This is a genomic window from Acetobacter pomorum (assembly GCF_002738225.1).
GTDB lineage: Bacteria > Pseudomonadota > Alphaproteobacteria > Acetobacterales > Acetobacteraceae > Acetobacter > Acetobacter pomorum.
The window spans coordinates 1-17,779 of record NZ_PEBQ01000001.1 but is presented as its reverse complement, the minus strand read 5'-3'; the positions used below and the strand labels follow the sequence as shown (position 1 = coordinate 17,779).

General features: G+C 46.3%; 19 protein-coding genes and 1 pseudogene. 4 read left to right on the top strand and 16 right to left on the bottom strand.

What is annotated here, in order from left to right; all coding sequences use genetic code 11:
* Positions 1-32: 32 nt before the first annotated feature.
* A complete protein-coding gene (locus CSR02_RS00095) occupies positions 33-917 on the bottom strand; it encodes an NUDIX hydrolase (protein WP_099539965.1) in 885 nt (294 codons plus the stop codon).
* A gap of 255 nt (positions 918-1,172) precedes the next feature.
* Between CSR02_RS00095 and CSR02_RS00090 the strand changes: the two genes are divergently transcribed.
* Positions 1,173-1,805: a TetR/AcrR family transcriptional regulator gene (locus CSR02_RS00090; RefSeq protein ID WP_099540026.1), complete on the top strand. Its 633-nt coding sequence runs from the start codon at positions 1,173-1,175 to the stop codon at positions 1,803-1,805.
* Here CSR02_RS00090 and CSR02_RS00085 read toward each other — a convergent pair.
* The 5 genes from CSR02_RS00085 to CSR02_RS00065 form a co-directional block, all read right to left on the bottom strand.
* Positions 1,777-3,069: an NAD(P)/FAD-dependent oxidoreductase gene (locus CSR02_RS00085; RefSeq protein WP_099539963.1), complete on the bottom strand. Its 1,293-nt coding sequence runs from the start codon at positions 3,067-3,069 to the stop codon at positions 1,777-1,779. The two genes, CSR02_RS00090 and CSR02_RS00085, sit on opposite strands and share 29 nt — an antisense overlap.
* 177 nt (positions 3,070-3,246) lie before the next feature.
* Positions 3,247-4,638, bottom strand: a complete 1,392-nt coding sequence (locus CSR02_RS00080; protein WP_099539961.1) for an NAD-dependent succinate-semialdehyde dehydrogenase — start codon at positions 4,636-4,638, stop codon at positions 3,247-3,249.
* 450 nt (positions 4,639-5,088) lie between these two features.
* Positions 5,089-6,324, bottom strand: coding sequence for an MFS transporter (locus CSR02_RS00075; protein WP_099539960.1), 1,236 nt, complete (start codon positions 6,322-6,324; stop codon positions 5,089-5,091).
* A gap of 293 nt (positions 6,325-6,617) precedes the next feature.
* On the bottom strand, positions 6,618-7,190 hold the full coding sequence (locus CSR02_RS00070; RefSeq protein ID WP_099539958.1) for an NADPH-dependent FMN reductase: 573 nt from the start codon (positions 7,188-7,190) through the stop codon (positions 6,618-6,620).
* Positions 7,191-7,287: 97 nt separating this feature from the next.
* Positions 7,288-8,157: a pirin family protein gene (locus CSR02_RS00065; RefSeq protein ID WP_099539957.1), complete on the bottom strand. Its 870-nt coding sequence runs from the start codon at positions 8,155-8,157 to the stop codon at positions 7,288-7,290.
* A 116-nt stretch (positions 8,158-8,273) separates the two neighbouring features.
* Here CSR02_RS00065 and CSR02_RS00060 point away from each other — a divergent pair, with 116 nt between their 5' ends.
* Complete coding sequence (locus tag CSR02_RS00060; protein ID WP_244176696.1) at positions 8,274-8,852, top strand: LysR family transcriptional regulator; 579 nt, start codon at positions 8,274-8,276, stop codon at positions 8,850-8,852.
* A 128-nt stretch (positions 8,853-8,980) separates the two neighbouring features.
* Here the strand turns inward: CSR02_RS00060 and CSR02_RS00055 are convergent, their stop codons facing one another.
* The 9 genes from CSR02_RS00055 to CSR02_RS00015 form a co-directional block, all read right to left on the bottom strand.
* Positions 8,981-11,110, bottom strand: a complete 2,130-nt coding sequence (locus CSR02_RS00055; protein ID WP_099539955.1) for a phage tail tape measure protein — start codon at positions 11,108-11,110, stop codon at positions 8,981-8,983.
* Positions 11,107-11,631, bottom strand: coding sequence for a hypothetical protein (locus CSR02_RS00050; RefSeq protein WP_099539953.1), 525 nt, complete (start codon positions 11,629-11,631; stop codon positions 11,107-11,109). Before CSR02_RS00050 ends, CSR02_RS00055 begins: the two co-directional genes overlap by 4 nt.
* A gap of 25 nt (positions 11,632-11,656) precedes the next feature.
* Positions 11,657-12,151: a hypothetical protein gene (locus CSR02_RS00045; protein ID WP_099539952.1), complete on the bottom strand. Its 495-nt coding sequence runs from the start codon at positions 12,149-12,151 to the stop codon at positions 11,657-11,659.
* Positions 12,152-12,172: 21 nt separating this feature from the next.
* Positions 12,173-13,261 carry a Mu-like prophage major head subunit gpT family protein gene (locus CSR02_RS00040; RefSeq protein ID WP_244176695.1) on the bottom strand — a complete coding sequence of 363 codons (1,089 nt, stop codon included), beginning with the start codon at positions 13,259-13,261 and terminating at the stop codon, positions 12,173-12,175.
* 19 nt (positions 13,262-13,280) lie between these two features.
* On the bottom strand, positions 13,281-13,892 hold the full coding sequence (locus tag CSR02_RS00035) for a phage protease (protein WP_099539950.1): 612 nt from the start codon (positions 13,890-13,892) through the stop codon (positions 13,281-13,283).
* Positions 13,892-14,251 (bottom strand): hypothetical protein, encoded by a 360-nt coding sequence (locus CSR02_RS00030; protein ID WP_099539948.1) that lies wholly within the window; start codon positions 14,249-14,251, stop codon positions 13,892-13,894. Before CSR02_RS00030 ends, CSR02_RS00035 begins: the two co-directional genes overlap by 1 nt.
* A gap of 300 nt (positions 14,252-14,551) precedes the next feature.
* A complete protein-coding gene (locus tag CSR02_RS00025) occupies positions 14,552-14,896 on the bottom strand; it encodes a hypothetical protein (RefSeq protein ID WP_099539946.1) in 345 nt (114 codons plus the stop codon).
* 87 nt (positions 14,897-14,983) lie between these two features.
* Entirely contained in the window at positions 14,984-15,565 is a 582-nt protein-coding gene (locus CSR02_RS00020) for a DNA-binding protein (protein WP_099539944.1), read from the bottom strand.
* 53 nt (positions 15,566-15,618) lie between these two features.
* Positions 15,619-15,879 (bottom strand): hypothetical protein, encoded by a 261-nt coding sequence (locus CSR02_RS00015; protein ID WP_099539942.1) that lies wholly within the window; start codon positions 15,877-15,879, stop codon positions 15,619-15,621.
* Positions 15,880-16,945: 1,066 nt separating this feature from the next.
* On the opposite strand from CSR02_RS00015, the gene CSR02_RS00010 reads away from it, so the two are divergent.
* On the top strand, positions 16,946-17,335 hold the full coding sequence (locus CSR02_RS00010) for a LysR substrate-binding domain-containing protein (RefSeq protein ID WP_244176694.1): 390 nt from the start codon (positions 16,946-16,948) through the stop codon (positions 17,333-17,335).
* 135 nt (positions 17,336-17,470) lie between these two features.
* A complete protein-coding gene (locus tag CSR02_RS16430; RefSeq protein WP_167384057.1) occupies positions 17,471-17,632 on the top strand; it encodes a hypothetical protein in 162 nt (53 codons plus the stop codon).
* A gap of 69 nt (positions 17,633-17,701) precedes the next feature.
* Here CSR02_RS16430 and CSR02_RS17195 read toward each other — a convergent pair.
* Positions 17,702-17,779, bottom strand: a pseudogene (locus CSR02_RS17195) (biopolymer transporter ExbD); the annotation flags it as partial.

Below are 17,779 nucleotides of genomic sequence, written 5' to 3'. Positions count from 1 at the left end.
AAGGGAAAAACAAGCGCTTTTACAAGCCTATTTTATGACAATGGCGTTAGCGGCAATTTGGCACCAGCCAGATAGCAGTTTTGCCCCATTTGCGGACGAAACCGAAATAATTTTGCCGGACGCCCCTGCTGCGGGGTATCAAAAGCACCTGTTTCTTCTACCAGTTTTTGCTGCAAAACCAGACGCCTGAAATTTTGCTTATGCATCCAACACCCGGCCAGAGCTTCCATCGCCTGTTGTAGCTGTAAGAGTGTAAATGTTTCTGGCAGCAAATCGAACACAACAGAAGTGTAGCGAATTTTTGCCCGCACGCGTGAAAGTGCGGTCGCCAGAACACGCCTATAATCTGCCTGCATCGGTAAACCCAAGGAAATGTGGCCTTGAAACACTCTGGCTTCCTGTACCAATCCGGCTTCCCATAAAAGCTCATAACGGTCCAATGCCAGTTCATCATTCCATGCATATGGATCAAGGCCGAATAACCTGGCGCATCTCTGTTGCTTGTCTGCGCTCATCCCCACCCACTCTTTGAGTAACCCAACAATATGTTGCAGTAAAAGATGCGCTTCTGGGTTTCTACGATCTTCCCATGGAAAATAATCATATAAGGAACGTTCTGCTGGTGTCTGATCTATATTGGAACTAATCATGGCCATATAAGAAATACGTACAAGCCGGCTTTTATCCGCCACCTGTGTATCAGCAAATGTATAAAGTTGTTCTGTATGCCCTAAAACCATGCCGGTTTGTTGCTCTACCCACCCGCGCAATTCCCTTTGCAAGGAACGGCCACCCATGGTTAAAGGGCCAGAAGGCAGTATCTGGCCTTTTTCCAGCGTCAATACACAGGGCGTATCCTTTCTGACGTTCAAAAGAACTGCCACAAGTTCCGCTCTGCAAAACGCTGTCTGTTTCATGAAACCTCAATTGAAATTAAAAATCGAAATACACCCGTGTAAAAGTGCATACTCATTTTTCATATTAACGTGAAGACAACATGCCGGAAAACAGATCTGTCTTGGTTAGTTTCTGATGCAATATTTCCCAAATGAATGTGCTTCGTGATATTATGTCGATATATTATTCATTTCTGACATCATCAGGTTTATATGTATGTCAGTTTAGAAAAAATAATAACCTTTTTTGAAAGAAATCAGGATATTCCCGCCCCCATGAATACGCCTACAAAACATGATATCGCAAAAAAGAAAATTGTAGATTCTGCGAGAATACTTATTGCTGAACGTGGTTTTTCTGGTGTTGGGCTTTCGCAAATCCTGGAAGTTGCAGGCATTCCCAAGGGATCATTTTATCATTATTTTGCATCTAAAGAAGTTTTTGGAGAAGAACTTCTGCGTTCCTACATGCACGACTATTTAATAAATATTCAGGAACTCTTCTCCTGCCCGGATAAAAACAGTGCGCAGAAGTTATTTTCTTATCTGGATTTCTGGCGCCTCTCCCACGTTAAAGGACAGGTCGGAGATAAATGTCTGATTGTTAAATTGGCAGCAGAGGTTTCCGATATATCAGAACGCATGCGCCGTATTATGGAAACTGGCACAGCTGCTGTTATCACGCATCTTTCTCAAGTCATTAAAGCTGGACAGCAGGATAAATCCATACACTCTTCGCTGCCCGCTCATAAGCTTGCATCGTCACTCTATCAGCTCTGGCTTGGTGCAACCTTGATGACAAAGATTACGCATTCTTCCCATCCATTGGATGAAGCATGGCAAACTTCACGCATCTTGCTGGGTTGCACCACAGATGAAATCAATCCAAACGCACGGATGGGCGAATAATAGTTTCCACAAAATCCGCAAAGATTGAGGCCAATCCGCGCACCAAGCCAAACAATTCTATCTGGTGTTGGCGATAGAGCATAATATGTCCAAGACGGGCTGAAAGCCCATGCAGCATACCCCCACCCATCACACGGCCACCTGGCAGGGCAGCCCAGCCATTATAATTACCCAAGGCAACAATAGCGCCTTTGTTGTGGAAGATGCAGGAAGGAACTTCCTTGCCACTTTCTAGCCAAGCCGGAAGATGTTGCGCCAGATGATGCGCCTGCTGGCGCGCAACCTGTGCGGTAGCGGGCAACGGATCATCTACAATGTAGGAGCAATCCCCCATTGCAAAAATACGGTCATCATCCACAGAGCACAGATTGGGTTTGACATTGATCTGGCCCGACCGACTGAGAGAAAGACCACCATAGGTTTTTGTAACTTCCGGTGCCTTAACGCCCGCAGCCCATACCCGCAAAGTCGCAGGCACATGTGTGCCGTCTTTCAGGGTAAAGCCGGTTGCATCTGCCGCCGCAACACGCGCTGATGTTCTTACATTTACACCAATCCGCTCCAGTTCCTGTTTTGCTGCAATTGAAACAGATTCCGGAAAAGCTGGCAGAATACGTGCCCCAGACTGCAACAAAGTAATACTCAGCTTAGGTGGCGCTTTGTCAAATGCATGCAAGCTAACTGGATCAACAATTTCGAGCGATTTATGGAGTTCAGCAGCCAACTGTGTGCCTGTTGCCCCGCCCCCAACAATGGCAATATCGAGTTCGGAATTATCAGCAAATGACTTCAGAATTTCCATTCTGAACTTTTCATTAAAAGCATTTGCTTCAACAAGATTATCAATAAACAGGCAGTTTTCCAACACACCGGGCGTGCCAAAATCATTGGCGCGGCTTCCGATGGACAGCACAATGGCATCGTACGTCATGGTTCGGCTATCCAGAACCTTGCTGCCGTCTGATGCATGTAAGGGGCTTAAAAGAACTTCCCGCTTGTCTCTATCAATAGAAACAACTTCACCTGGCCAGAATTCAAAATTATGAGTGCTGGCTTGTGCCATAAAACTGATACGGTCATTTTCGTTCTGCACGGTGCCTGCGGCAAAGCAATGCAGCATGGGCTTCCATACATGCGCAAAGCTTTTATCAATAAGCGTGATACGCGCTTTTCCGCTTCGGCCAAGTGTTTTACCCAGACGCGTTGCAAGGGCAAGTCCTGCCACTCCGCCACCGACAATAAGAATTTCAGACTTGGATGACATCAGGTTTACATGCCTCTTTCAGGAAGTAAGCGGGAAAAACGTTATATTTTTTCTGAAAATTTTTATTAAAAAGAATTATTTTGTTATTACACTATATAATTCTAGTTACTTTTAATTCTTATACTCTGTGTATTCTGTGCAGGCAGGCACCTTTGCAGGTGCCTGCCAACAGTATGATCAGAACGGTGCGTCGATATCGACCGTGTTGATCAGCTTATGGTTCACGAACTCTTTGATCCCAAGACCAATCAGTTCACGACCATAACCGGAGTTCTTGATACCACCGAAGGGCAGATCTGCCTTAGGCACCAGCGGATGGTTGATGAACACCATACCCGTGCGGATTTTCGCAGCCACACGTGCGCCACGTGCTTCGTCTTTCGTGAAGATAGAACCACCCAGACCGTAAGGAGAATCATTGGCAATGCGGATTGCATCGTTTTCGTCTTTTGCACGATACAGCTGCGTTACCGGACCAAAGAATTCCCAATGGCGGGCTGCATTGTTGCCGTCCAGACCGGTCATCAGCAGCGGACGGAAGAAAGCACCTTTACCAGGAACTTCTGGCCCAATCACTTCAACCTTTGCACCATGCTTGATGGCTTCCGTCACCTGGCGGTGCAGATCATCCATAGCGCCTTTGGAGCACAGCGGTGCCAGCGTTGTGGAAGGATCCATCGGGTCACCAGCCTTCAGCTCGGCAACACCCTTCTTGTACAGTTCCAGGAAGCGGTCATAAATGGAATCTGCAACAATCAGACGCTTGGCAGACACACACACCTGGCCAGCATTCCAATGGCGCCCAATAACAGCCCATTTGGCTGCTTTTTCTACGTCGGCATCATCCAGAACAACAAAGGCGTCTGCGCCGCCCAGTTCCATGGTGGCCTTTTTCAGGGCTTTACCAGCAACACCAGCAATAATGGTGCCAGCACCTTCAGAACCTGTCAGAGCCACACCGCAAACGCGGGGATCATTCAGGATAACTTCTGTGTGGCGACGTGCTGCATAAAGGTTACGGAACAGGCCTTTGGGCAGACCAGCTTCGTTCATCAGCTCTTCACATGCGGCAGCGCACTGCGGCAGGTTGGAAGCGTGCTTAAGCAGAACAGCGTTACCAGCGGAAAGCTGCGGCGCAATAATACGAACAACCTGATAGAACGGGAAGTTCCATGGCTCAATTGCCAGCACGATACCCAGAGGTTCGTGAACCAGAACAGCCTTGCCTTCTGCCGGATCTGCAACTGGCAGAGATTCTGGCTTCAGAAGTTCTTCAGCATATTTTGCATAATATTCGAAAATTTCAGCAGAAAGAATAACTTCTGCCTTGGACTCTGCAAACAGCTTGCCCATTTCCAGCGTGCCCAGACGGGCATATTTATCAACATCACGACGCAGAATGGCAGCTGCGGCGTTCATGATGCGAGCGCGTTCAGCAAAGGAGGTATCACGCCATTTTTCAAAAGCGGCATGAGCTTCGGACAGTGCGGTCTGAACTTCCTGATCTGTAGCTTCAGGAAAATTAGCAATAACTTCCCCTGTATAGGGATTGGTTGTCGCGTACGCCATTTTTACCTCGTGAACAGTGACATGGAAAAAGCAGAACGAGTGCCCAATTGCGGCCTGCACGTGCCAGAGCAAATTGCTCCAATATGTGACATCGTCTCCCTCATCCAAAAAATAGACCGGTCAACTTTTATCGAGCAGGAAAATCCCTGATAGTCAAAATCCATATACAAACTGGAAACATTCCTACCGAATCTGTATGGCCTGTTCTGATCGTCTGTATATAAATGGATATAGATGAAGTCAATTTATAATTAGACCAGTCGTCTTATAACTCTTATCCTATTTATGATGGGCCAGAATAAATCCGGCTCCAGCAGGCATATTTTCCCTGCCCATGTCTGCACCTTATTGATGCGCCATAAATACAAAAAAGCTGGAAGGTTATGCCCCTTCCAGCTGAAAAATGCCTGTAAAATGCAATATATTATTATACCGTTATAACGTCTTTATTCAGGAAATAGGCTGCCTGATCTCTTTTTGCCCACTGCGGCGCAGCACCAAAACGGCCAGCAGATACACCACCAGACCACCAGCCGAAAGAATGGCGCCACCAACACCCAGAGCAGAATAGCCAAACTGATGCGCCAGCAGCATACTCCCCAATGCAGCCCCTAAAGCATTGGCAATATTAAATGCAGAATGATTGAGAGAAGCCGCCAAGGTTTGCGCATCTCCAGCAAAATCCATCAAACGCGTTTGCAATGCCGGTCCTAACCCATTTACAAAGGAAGGAATAAGAAACACAGCCAACGCCAAAAGCAATGGCTGATGCAGCACTGTAGAAAAGCCCAGCATCACAAGAGCACTTCCGCCCAGTGCCAACATGGCTGCCAAATCCAGCTTACGGTCCACCAACCAGGCGCCTGCATTAGCGCCAACCAACATGCCCATCCCCCAAATAACCATATAAACCATAACCGACCATTCCGGCACATGGGTTACATTCTGCAAGATGCTGGTAAGGTATGTATAAATAGCAAACATACCGCCAAACCCGATAGCCGCTGTCAGCAGTGTCAGCAAAACCTGTGTATTCCCCATGGCAGAAACTTCTTTAAGAGGGGAATTCTTGCGGTTGGGTTGATCTGCCGGAATATAGCGCCACACACCTAAAAAGGTAATGCAGCCGAACAGACCAATAATGAGATATGCCAGACGCCACCCAAAATGATCTGCCGCAAAGGTAGAAAACGGTGCGCCAACCAAAGTGGAAATGGCAATGCCAGACAAAACACGCCCAACAGCCCACCCACGTCGGGAACGTTCTACCATTGAAGCCGCAACAAGCGCAGAAATACCAAACAATGCTCCATGTGGCAGACCGGTAATAAACCGTGCAACTTCAACAAGCTGTGGTGTGGGCATACAGATGCTCAAGAAATTCCCGAAGCAAAAAAGCACTAACAGAGAAAGCAAAAGCTCCCGGCGAGAAAGGCGTGCACCTAAAATAGTAATAAGTGGTGCGCCAATCACCACCCCCAGAGCATAGGCTGTAATGGCATATCCCGCATCTGCCGCAGATAAATGCAAGGACCGCGCAAACTCCGGCAGCATGCCCATAATGGCAAATTCACCTGTTCCGACCACAAAAGTGCCGAAAGTGAGAATAAATAACGCTGCCGAACGCCCATGTGGCGGCTCAATAAATGCAGTGCTTGCGGGAGGAAGTTGAGGATCAGTTGTCATTTAAAAACTCGAAACCAGCCGTGCAGCAGTATCCGCTGTGAAAACACAGAAATTCACATCACGCTGACACGCTTCCGCCAAAACGATATCCAGCATGAACAGAGCCAAAGAAAGCCCCATGAATCAGAACTCCTGCACGAAGAAAAGCGCGCAGACTACGCATTTTGCTCTTAAATGAAAGAGAAATTATACACAAAACACATTTATTTAACGGCAAAAACATCTTCATGTTACACATGCAGGATAAGAGGCTTGGGCATTTTTATTTAAAGCCTCATAAATCCCTACATAATCTACCTTTGTTCTCGCCAAGCCAGATCTGCTAACGCCTGTATCTGCCGTGTGAGAAAAGCACGCGTTTTTTGATCTGTCAGTTCCAGCTTGTCTGTATCAAACTTATCTGCGGCCTGCCCTATCATGACTTCCGGCTTATTCAACACAAGGGCATCCATAAACACCATACTCTGCCGCAAATGATACTGTGCCCGTGCGCCGCCGATCATGCCAGGAGAAACTGTCTGAATTGCCACAGGTTTACGTGCAAAGGGTTGTGGCGTTAAGCGAGAAAGCCAATCAAGCGCATTTTTAATTACACCTGGCACAGAATAATTATATTCTGGCGTTACAATAATAACACCATCCGCAGCGCTAATCTGCTGCCCCATGGCCAGCACAAAAGATGGAAAAGCCTGATCTTGCACATCCTGATTATAATGTGGAAACTCAGCAATAGACCCTAATGCAGAAATACTGACACCCTCTGGGGCCAATGCTGGCAACGCATGCGCAACAATACCGTTATAGGAAGCCTTACGCAGGCTTCCCAGCAATGTCACAAAATGTAGTTTCTTTTTATTCTGTTCCATATTTTCTCACCTATGTTGAAGTTAACCAAATCAGAAATTAAGCAGTTATCTCATGACGTGTGGCCCATAAGATCGTTGCCATGCACACTGTGACAGATCAGGCGGGAATATTTCCAAAGCGGCCATTTTTGAAATCCTCAACTGCCTGATGAATTTCTTCGCGCGTGTTCATAACAAATGGACCATAACCAGCAATTGGCTCATTGAGCGGTGCGCCCGTTAAAACAAGAAAGCTGGAGGTTCTGGCAGCCTGAAGTGTCACCTGCACCCCTTCTCTCTCCAGAAGTGCAAATTGTGCGCTTTCAAGTTCTTCCGCGCCATTCACAATCAGCTTCCCTTCAAGAGAAACAATGGCTGCGTTATGGCCTGCGTGCAAAACAAGTGTCATTTCAGCGCCTTCCTGCAACTTTCCATCCCACACATTTAACGGAGAGAAAATATGCGCTGGTCCCTTATGGCCTTCATACTCTCCCGCGATAATGCGCAAACTGCCCATATGATCTGCAAAAGAAACTGTCGGGATATCTGCTGCCAGCAACGTCTGATAAGCAGCTGGCGCACTTTTATCTTTGGCAGGCAGATTGACCCATAGTTGCACCATCCGAAAATCACCCCCAGTCTTTGCATACGCCGGAGAATGAAATTCCTCGTGCTGGATACCATTGCCTGCTGTCATCCACTGCACATCTCCGGGGCCAATAATGCCGCCCCCACCAGATGAATCACGGTGTTCAACCTCACCATCATAAACAATGGTAACAGTTTCAAACCCTTTGTGCGGATGCTGGCCTACACCACGCCGTGTATCTGTTGGGGCAAACTTATGTGGGCCAGCGTAATCCAACAATAAAAACGGGCTCAAATGCTCTCCAAAATCAGTATAGGAAAACAAAGAACGCACCGGAAAACCGTTTCCAACCCAATGGGCGCGCTCATTTCCATAGCGACCAAGAATTTTCTTTTGCATGACTTTTATCCCCTCTTAGGTAAGCGTGTTGCATGTCTTGTTGACATGAAACATGCGCCTTTCTTATCGTCTCATAAAGATTTTCAAATAAAACGTTGCGTCCTATGAGGAGAACGATGAGAGACCTTAATGACTTTGAATATTTTGTGCAGGTTGTAAAATATGGCGGATTTTCAGCGGCAGCACGTGCAACTGGCCTTCAAAAATCTCTCCTCAGCCGCCGTATCCGCCTTCTTGAAGAACGCCTGCATACACGTTTGATCCAACGTTCCTCTCGCCATTTCAGCGTGACGGAAACAGGACACCGGTTTTACGAACACTGCGTTGCCATGCTGGAAGAAGCAGACACGGCGGAACGATCTGTGGCGCAGCTTCAAACCGAACCATGTGGGCTTGTGCGTTTAAGTTGCCCGGTTGCTTTGCTGAACTTTCAATTTGGTGCCTTGCTGGCCCGTTTTATCGTGCGCTACCCAGCGGTCACATTACAGCTTGCCAGCACTAACAGGCGTGTAGATGTTTTAAAGGAAGGCATGGACCTTGCAATACGTGTGCGATTTCCACCTATTGCGGCATCTGATCTTGTTATGCGCACGCTTGATACCAGCACACAATGCCTGATTGCTGCACCTACTCTTGTACCTCACCCTTTAACATCTCCTGCTGATTTAAACGCTGTAGCGGGACAGAAGGTTTGACACCTGCGGACAGACGGTTTGATACTCCAAAAACAAGTGTTTTAAGTGCTCCCATAGCCTCTCTTTAGGACATTAAAATGGGTCATTTTGACGTGTTTATAAGCATAAAACGGATACATATTCTGCTACTATGGATTGTTCACCATGCGCCCACGGTCAGGCGCGATGCTGACAGATCCACGCGGCCCCGATGTCTGGCGTACAGCCAATCCCGGATCATGCGTCACGTGCAGCCCAAACTGGGCACCGCTGCCCGCAGGCATTCCGGCCGGAACTGTAGATGGCGCACTTGGATGCGCTAGCCAGGAATCCATGGCATGCCCAATTTTGGCAGAGGCAAACCATTCGTCCATGGCATGCAAAGGCTGCATCAGGATGTGGCCAAGCCACTGCGCCCATCCGCTGATCCAATTTCCCAGACTGGTCAGCATGGGTTTGATTTTATCCCAGTTTTTCCAGGCCAGATAACCCACAGTGACAGCTGACGTTATGGCTGCGATGGCAATGCCAACAGGCCCCAACCCTGCAACAACCCCAACCCCCAACCTCCCGATCCACATCAGAAGACTACCTAAACGGGCAAATGGCATTTTTATGATGCGCAGGCTTAGCAAGGCTATGTGAGACAACCACCCATTTGTCAGAGCATCTACAAAGGTTAAACCCGCCTTTAGCGGAATCATTACAGCACCCAGCGCACCCAGAGCCGTAGTTAATCCCAACACGGCACCCACGCCAGTTACAATCGCTGTAGCCGCACCATGCACATGTTTATCTAACCATTCGAATGTATTTGAAATAAGATATAGAGCCTTTGTTCCGACATTAAGAACAGGAACAAAAGCAGTGCCAATCTGGCGTTCAACCTGCCCAAGTGCATCTTCAAATGCCTGAACGCGAATCAATGTTGACTGAAGGCCTGTATCATAGTCTTTGGTAATCATCTCTGGTGAGGTTTGACCAATTTTTGTTTTGATAGATTCATACTGGTCAAAATGTTTTAAAAGAGCAGAAGCTGCACCAATATCTTGCTCGTTACCAAATAGATCAGCAACAGCACGCAATCGGGTCGTTTTACTGGCAATTTTCTGAATGGAACTCAAGACATCCTCTAATGGATTAGTTCCATTCTTTTCTGCTTTTTCAATCACACCAATCATATCCACACCGTATTTTGAAAACCGGTGTTGGGCATGTTTTGAAGTGAGGGTTGTCATAAACTGATTGAGATAAGCGGTAGCTTGTCCTTCTGACCCTGTGCTTTTTCGAATAACAGCCAGCATTCCAGCAAGCCCCGCAAGGCCTTCTGTCCCATGCACACCAAGGCGTCCGGCTTGGGCAGCCACAACAGGAAAAAGCGGAGCTAATTGCTCCATGGGCAGCGCAGCTTCTTTCCCAACACGAGCTACTTCAGCTAGTCCTTTGGGTAATGTTTTTTCATCAATTCCCAAGTTTTCCTGAAGAGCAAATGCCGTTTTGGCAACAGCTTCCGGCGCGGCATTATATGCAGTAGATATCCTGGCAACGGTTGGCGTGAAGCTCATAATCCGATCAAGCGAATAGCCTTCCATACTGAAGAAAGACGCTGCCTTAACGAGATCTGTACTGCGTTGGCCTGTTTGTTGAGCTATTCTATTTATGCGTTGTCCCAGATCATGCGCAAATACAACATTATCTTGACCTGTTTTGCCTAATGTAATCCCGATATGTGTCAGATCGTTGTCATATTCAGCCGCGGCGTGCACGGGTGCCAATACACCAAACCCGGCAGCTGCTGCACCAAATGCGCTGCCCATGCCTTGCTGAACAGCATCATGAAAGCCCTGTCCGGCGCTTTTCACTCCGCCCGTATAGCTTCCAGAACCGGAACGCACACGCGATACGGCCGCCTGCAGGCGCTCCATTGCAGTTACGCCCTGCGTTGCGGCTTCTTCTGCTTCTGTTCCTAACCGGCTAATACCTGTGGTGGCCTCAGCCGCAGCTGCGCCAGTGCCATTCAATGCCTCGTTCAGAGTGGTCACGCCTTCGGCAGCCGCTTCGGTGGCTCCCGTAGTGCGCGTCAGCGTCTCGTTCAAACGCTGCGTTGCCTGGGTAGCGCGTGCAACGGGCTGGGTGAATTCGTCAAATGGGTTTATTTGCCGACCTAAAGCTTCAAGCTTTCCTTGGATATTCCCGAGAATGCGGGAAACTCCATCCAAAATATTAGTCCCACCGACATTAAAATCTAGTTCGAAAGACGCACGAAGATTATTGCTCATTTGCCCACGCTCTCTGTGTGACGGGGATCACAAGACACAATCAGGATATTATAAGTACAGGTGCATCCGATTTTCACCATTGCTAGATAAAGTTCGGTGTTGGTGCGCGCTTTCTCCAACAAACGCCCTTTAGCTTCTTCATTCCAGCCATTACATTTTTCAGTGGCATCTACCCACTCTGAAGCAAATGTCTCCCAGGCCGAAGCCATTTTGAACCAACTTAAAGGATTATGGATATTTGATAATGGGAAGCGAGCATCTTTAAACGCATCCCCAGAATAAGGTAAGATCGCATCAATATCAGATTGTTCTTCTGGAATACTATTGGAGAAACTCACGTTTCCTAACAAAGCCACGATTGTAACAAGTGCCTCTCTAAAAGAGAGGTTTTCCTTGGACCTTTTATAAAAATGCAGCCAAGCTCCTCCAGAACCATTCATGTCATTTTGCGATAGAAATTCTAATTCCTTTGCTAGGATGGATCGAGATTTCTCTATTTTTTTCAAGGCAATCAAAGACATAGAATGGCTCCTGCACTGCTACTTTTTAAGCGAGATTTCTTTTGATTTCATCATCAATAGGGCTATTTTTTGTACCGTTATCAGCAGGAGGTTTATATTTGTGAAAAGCATCCAGTGGCACATCCATCAATCCAGCAATCATGGATTTCACCAACTCAACTTCACCTCTTGCATGCAAAGAGATCAACTTCTCTTTCAAATCATCATTGATGAATTTTTCAGTCATCATCCTTTCAATATAATTGACCGCATGAGCATGAAGCACTTCTTCACGTAGTGAACTCACTTCTTCACTCATGACGACTAATTCCGAGCGAAGTTCAGATACGGCTGTGCTTTCTCTTTTTCCCAACAATGCAGCGATTTCTTTAGGAGAAGATTGAGCATGTAATCCTAATTTTTCGCCACATTCTCGAAAAGTGGATACAATAGAAGCTGCCATATCTAATGCAGACAAAACATCTTCATCAGTAGCCTCGGTATTAAGGCCAAGATGTTTCTTTATTTCCGAAGATTTCATGAATTTAGTTTCCACTAAAAATTAAGATGTTTTATTTCCAGAAGATGTCGTGCTGCCATCGTCTGTATCTTCTGTGTTAGGAGTAATTGTTGCGCCTGCAACGATTGTTGCTGGCGGTTTTCCATCATCCGTAACCGAAGAGCCCGCTCCATAGCTGTCATTAGGATTTACAAAATCGGCAACATTTCCCCATACATTTGTCGCACCAGATGCACCCATAAGGTATTGAGTAATGATAGGCGTTGCTGTTCCCGCCCATTCATTAGTCGTTGCTTCAATGGTTTCAGAATGGAGAATACGCAAAGCAGCAGATTCATTACCAGGAACGGTCACGAGATGCGTTGGCTTAATACCAAGAGGGCGCCCCGTTGCGGACATCTGGCTCATCATGGCAGCTCGCACTACAGAATAGTTGTATGGTGTCAGAGGCGCTGTGCAAGCAAATGCCAACTGGGGAAGCCCAAACCCAACATTGTAACGGGCGTCGGCCCCATAATAGAATGTATTCTCAAAGAATACATTGCTATCAGAAACATTGGTCTTTTGTGTAAATGTTAAAGGGCGTCGGCTCTGAAAGATCAGAGGTCGTATAGGGCGGCTGCAATCAAGTAAGAACCATGGCGCACACTTCCCTGATCCAAAAACATTGGAATATGTGCGGATGTCCTCAGTTCCATCTAGTGTAACAGGGTGTGCGCTATCAAAGAAGTTCTGTCCATCGTAACACTTTTTGGTAAAACCATCTCCCAACAAACTAAAAATCAACTCGTCAGGATGAGAGGCACCAGAAACCGCCATATTACGCACCAGTGGGCCGAAAAAACCATATTTATCGTCTTCAACATCATTGCGATCCAAACCAATTGTTTGTTCCCAATTCTTGTTGCAGATCGCAAATCCGCTTCCAGATAGTCTGTTAATCGTTCGACTGCCAACCCATTCGTGCATTCCAGGCAAATTGTTCAGAAACTTGTATACTTCTGTTTCTGTCTTGCTTGGCACAATCATGCTCACATCCTTGTAATGGGATTGAGCACTTTCCAATGCTTGATTGAATACAAGATTGAAGTTGGTAAATAAGGCTGAAAGATTACTTTGTGAGATTTCCACGTTTGATAAGTCCTTTTATTTAAGCCGTTAGGCCAAGATTTTTCTTTATTTCCAGATCAATGTTTCTTTCATCTGGATGTTTTTCTTGTTTCTGCATGTTTTGGTTAAGACTTTCTCGGATAAGGACAATATCCTTCCGCATACCCGCAACAATATCACTGGCGTTCATGCCATCATGATTGTTGTATGCCTGCCTGCTATTTAACGAGAGCAGTGCCAGATTAGGCCGGTTCACCAAGCCAACGCTATCAATGCGCGTAATATCACCAGTTTTTGTGGACATAAAAGCAGGTGAAATAAATCGCCACTCACGGTCCGCGATGGCTTTTTTTGCGCTGGATGTCCATTCCACATGGGCCCATATCCCATTAGCACGGTTTTCCATGCGATCTATCCACCCTGCAGCCCCGGCAGCTTTTGAACCTGCTTGATATACGGCATGGTTATAATCAACGGGAATGCTTCCTTCTGCCAGTGAACTGGCAATGACGCCCTGCGGATCTTTTAAGTGGAACGGACCTCTTCCATCGCGTCCAGAAAATGTTCCAGACGGCACAATATGTATCCAAATGGGAACAGAGTTCTGTTCTGTATGAAGCTCGATAAATGTAGCGGAAGAATGGATTGGCATTAAATCGCCCCTTCCATTCTGGCAGTTCTCGCAATGTTAAGAACACCGCGTATTGTCATGCCAAGCTTTCTGGAAATTACCCGAGCGTGCAATCCTTGCTTCAAATAATATGCAGCAAGAAAGGGCTTACATGAAGGAACCTGCACATCCATTCCACCCCACGTTTCCCGCAAATCTTGCTTATGCTGAAGTGATGGTACTGCATTTAAGGGACATTTTTTAGCAGGACTATCAACTATCCCTAGTGTTTTAGGAATGTAGATTTGCGTTCCACCAAAATTTTCCAGAAATGACACCAGAATGTCTTCTGGCATTATCTTCTGCAAATATCTTAGGGAGAATGTTTTTTTACAAGACATGTGACGAACTCTCCTTCATGCCTTACCTATGAAGGAGAACAGGGGGACATATCAGTGTGCGTAATTACATCACCATATATCTTAGAAAGATCAGGTAATTTTATATTTTTATGTGCAAGGGAAATTCATCTGTTGGTAGTCAATTATTAAAAGGTTTCTAAAAGGGTCTAAAAGGGTGCTGGGGGCGTTTTCATATCACCCACAGATAATCACACCATAAACCCCCACGATGCACCACACGGCAAAATATGCCCGCCTACGAATATGAAAATTATTGATTTCTTGTTCACTCAAACATTTTCAAGAACTACCAACGCGGCGATCTACATCTGGACGCTTTCCATAAAGATTAGTTACCTGCCGCCAACTAATTCCAAGACGAGCAGCAATCTCATTATGGGATAGTCCTCGTCGAGCCAGCATATACACCCGCCATGTTTTTGCTAAAGGCACTTGCCATGGCTGTCCTGCGTGTTTTTCTACGATAATTTTTGCCAGATCTTCTCCATAAAGGTTTTCAAGAAGACTACCCTTATATCCACGAGGAATCATGATACGTTGCCCCCCGCAAGTTTCGATAAATTGTAGAGTGGTTTCCTCTCCAAGAGCTTCGACAAGCCATGCAATAGATGGAGGTGGTTTCATGATTTTTCCGTAAATAAATATATAGATGTAATTTTTATTGGAGCAAAGTCCGCTCCCTGTAAAGATTACGGACTTTGCTCCGCTAAGTTAAGCTAACATGCCGAGTTTCTTAAGTGTGTTTACTACTTCCTGAATATCTGGTCTCTCGCCAGTAACTGCATCTGCTGGCAGCATTTTCATTGCATGCCCTACCGAAATAGGTTTTTCCCGAAGTATTCTCATCAAAGGCAGAAGCCACTGTGGCGTTGGGTCCGTTTTTTGGCTTGGTCTGCGTATTTTTGCAGGTCTTGGTATGGTGGGCACAAGACTAGATATTTCATATGTTGTTTTTGCATTCCGTAAAACTCTTTCTAGCATTTCGTTGAATGCCTGTTGTGGAAGGGATGTGAAGTGATATTCTATCCGTTCTCCACGCAACCCCTCTGCTATTCGGTAATCCCATTTATGGGCCTTAGCGTGTCGGATAAGCCCAGATGCTGTCACAGGTAATCCTGGCAACTGATAGCTAACCAACTCCGCTGCAGGAAACCATTCACGCAAGCTGTTATCTTGCCCTGTAACTTGTGCCAGTGCGGCTTCCAGATAGCGCATCCGCCGCTGCATATTGGCCAGCTTATCAGCAGAAATGCCAGCAGCTAAATCAAGTGTGTCCTGATCAAAAATGTTCATTGTGAAGAACCTATGAAAAAGGCAGCCCGAAAGCTGCCTGAAATCCTGTTATACTACGCCACCGACCGTTTGCCTGTGGTCAGGCGAGGCTCTTTGTCTGTCCGTTCACACAGCTGAGCGTGCACAATTTCATGAACATCGGAAATGCCACCGCTTATGGCTTGTAACTGAGCAACCAACCCAGCGACCGCAGCACCATCCATGAATTCCATGTCAGACTTACCTGAAATCAGGCCAATCAACATTTCCACGCCTTGTCTGCAATTTTCCAGACCAAGAAGCGGATAGTCTGGGTCAATATCGAATTTCAACATAGCGTCAGTCCCTTAATGCTTTCTAAGGCATTGGCGACGCCCACCACGAGCGCCGCCGGGAGTTAGAAACCGCTAAAGGTAACGGCACGATGACCTTTAGGCTTTCGCCCTGGACATACGTCATCGCCTCCCGGCGATAATCTCGCGCTAGTATGCACCCGTAACGTGGGCACAAAAAGAGCACCGGTACGAGTGATAGACTCTCGCGCAGCGGTGCTTTGCCGCCTTTAATGGGTTTCTACGCCCGAAACAACCATAGGCAAGCCGGACTCTTGCCGTCAATAGGAATTTTTGCAGGATTAAAAGAAGGCAATCAAACCTACTAGCGTATCGGTTTGATCGAATACGTGAACGAAACTTGCGAACTTGAAAGATTAATGACTACCCAAACCAAACTGACACGCGATGATTGACGCTAGCGCGACACATCTGATCAAACGGACAAGCGTGTCCGTTTGATACATAGTCATTCAATATGTCTCATCCTCAAACCCCGGAACCCCACTATATTGATAGTTCGTTCGTTAGCTTTCTTCCGTAGCTTTGTTCCGGTGACTTCTCACGGCGACTTATCGCGGTGAAAAGTCACGTTAAATTCATGTCTTTTTGCTTCCCAGTTATTTCGCGGTTGTTTCAGGTTTGATTTTGTATTTTTCATTATAACTAATTGATAATAAATGATTTATTTATAATTTTTGCTATTTTCAGGTTTTTCCCAGTTTCTTGTCGGTTCTGGGACGCTCAAGACAAGCAAAAAACCTATTATGCGCGATGCTTTGCGTTATATAGAAAATAGCTTTCAAATGCCTTTTAAAGGCCATTTAACGCCAATTTAGATGTTATCTTGAAGTCCGATTGTATAGATTGGTTTTGAGTAAAATATGAGGTCTCATATCTCATGTCTTTTCCGCCAAAATCGCTACCAGGTGTCAGACATCACCTACAGGGCCGTCGCTAAAATATAAGTCCTCTTGAAAATGCTACCAGTGGCGGTTTTCCTCACGTTATTATCCCACCAAATCCCGTATCGTCCCGTTTAATCCCGTCTATCTTCTAGTCTCATTTCATGTGTCCCCTTACAAACGCCTTTCCCAGCCTGGATTTTCATACCACTCCGGGTTCTCATTCCTGGTTACTTGAAAACCAGGAAGGACAAACAGCCGCCGTTTTTCATGAACCACGGCTGGCAACAGATGATATGGCCGTGCTCCGCGAAGCTGCTCTTGTGGGTGCAGGTATTGTCCAACTTCCTACAATGATGGTTTGGCAAGATATTGAAGCAGGGCGTTTAGTACGTGTTCTTCCTGGCTGGCATCCGCAAGCCGGTATTATTCATGCTGTATTTCCTTCACGCCGTGGGCTCGTTCCTGCTGTCCGTGCCTTACTGGACTTTCTTGGGCAGGAATGTCGCAACCAACGAAACATGGCCTCTGAAATTTTAAAAAAATCTTTTTAACACATTAAAAATGGAAACCTTGCTTATATGGCACGTTGTCTTTCAATGCCCTGCATAAATACAGGCCAACGCTAAAACTCCCTGCTATTTCTGCTGTTGGGCGCGTTTTTCACAACAATGCGAATGAGGTTTGTCATGAGTGAAAAGAAAGACAAAGCCAGTAAAAAACAGGCGCAGGACAAAAAACTTGATGAAGCCTTGGATGAAAGCTTTCCTGCTAGTGATCCACCATCTCAAACCGGTTTTACAGGGGATAAAGATCCACCTAAAAAGCCAACAAAAAAACCAAATCCTTAAATAGGATTTGTAGCATGTATATGCTTGAAATAACTCTCTCTTTAAGGAATTTTCCTTAAAGAGAGAGGCTCATTTTCCGTCGGCGAACTGTTCCTGTCCGACGATCCCGATTTTTGTGACGCCGAGGCGCTGTGCATCGGCCATGAC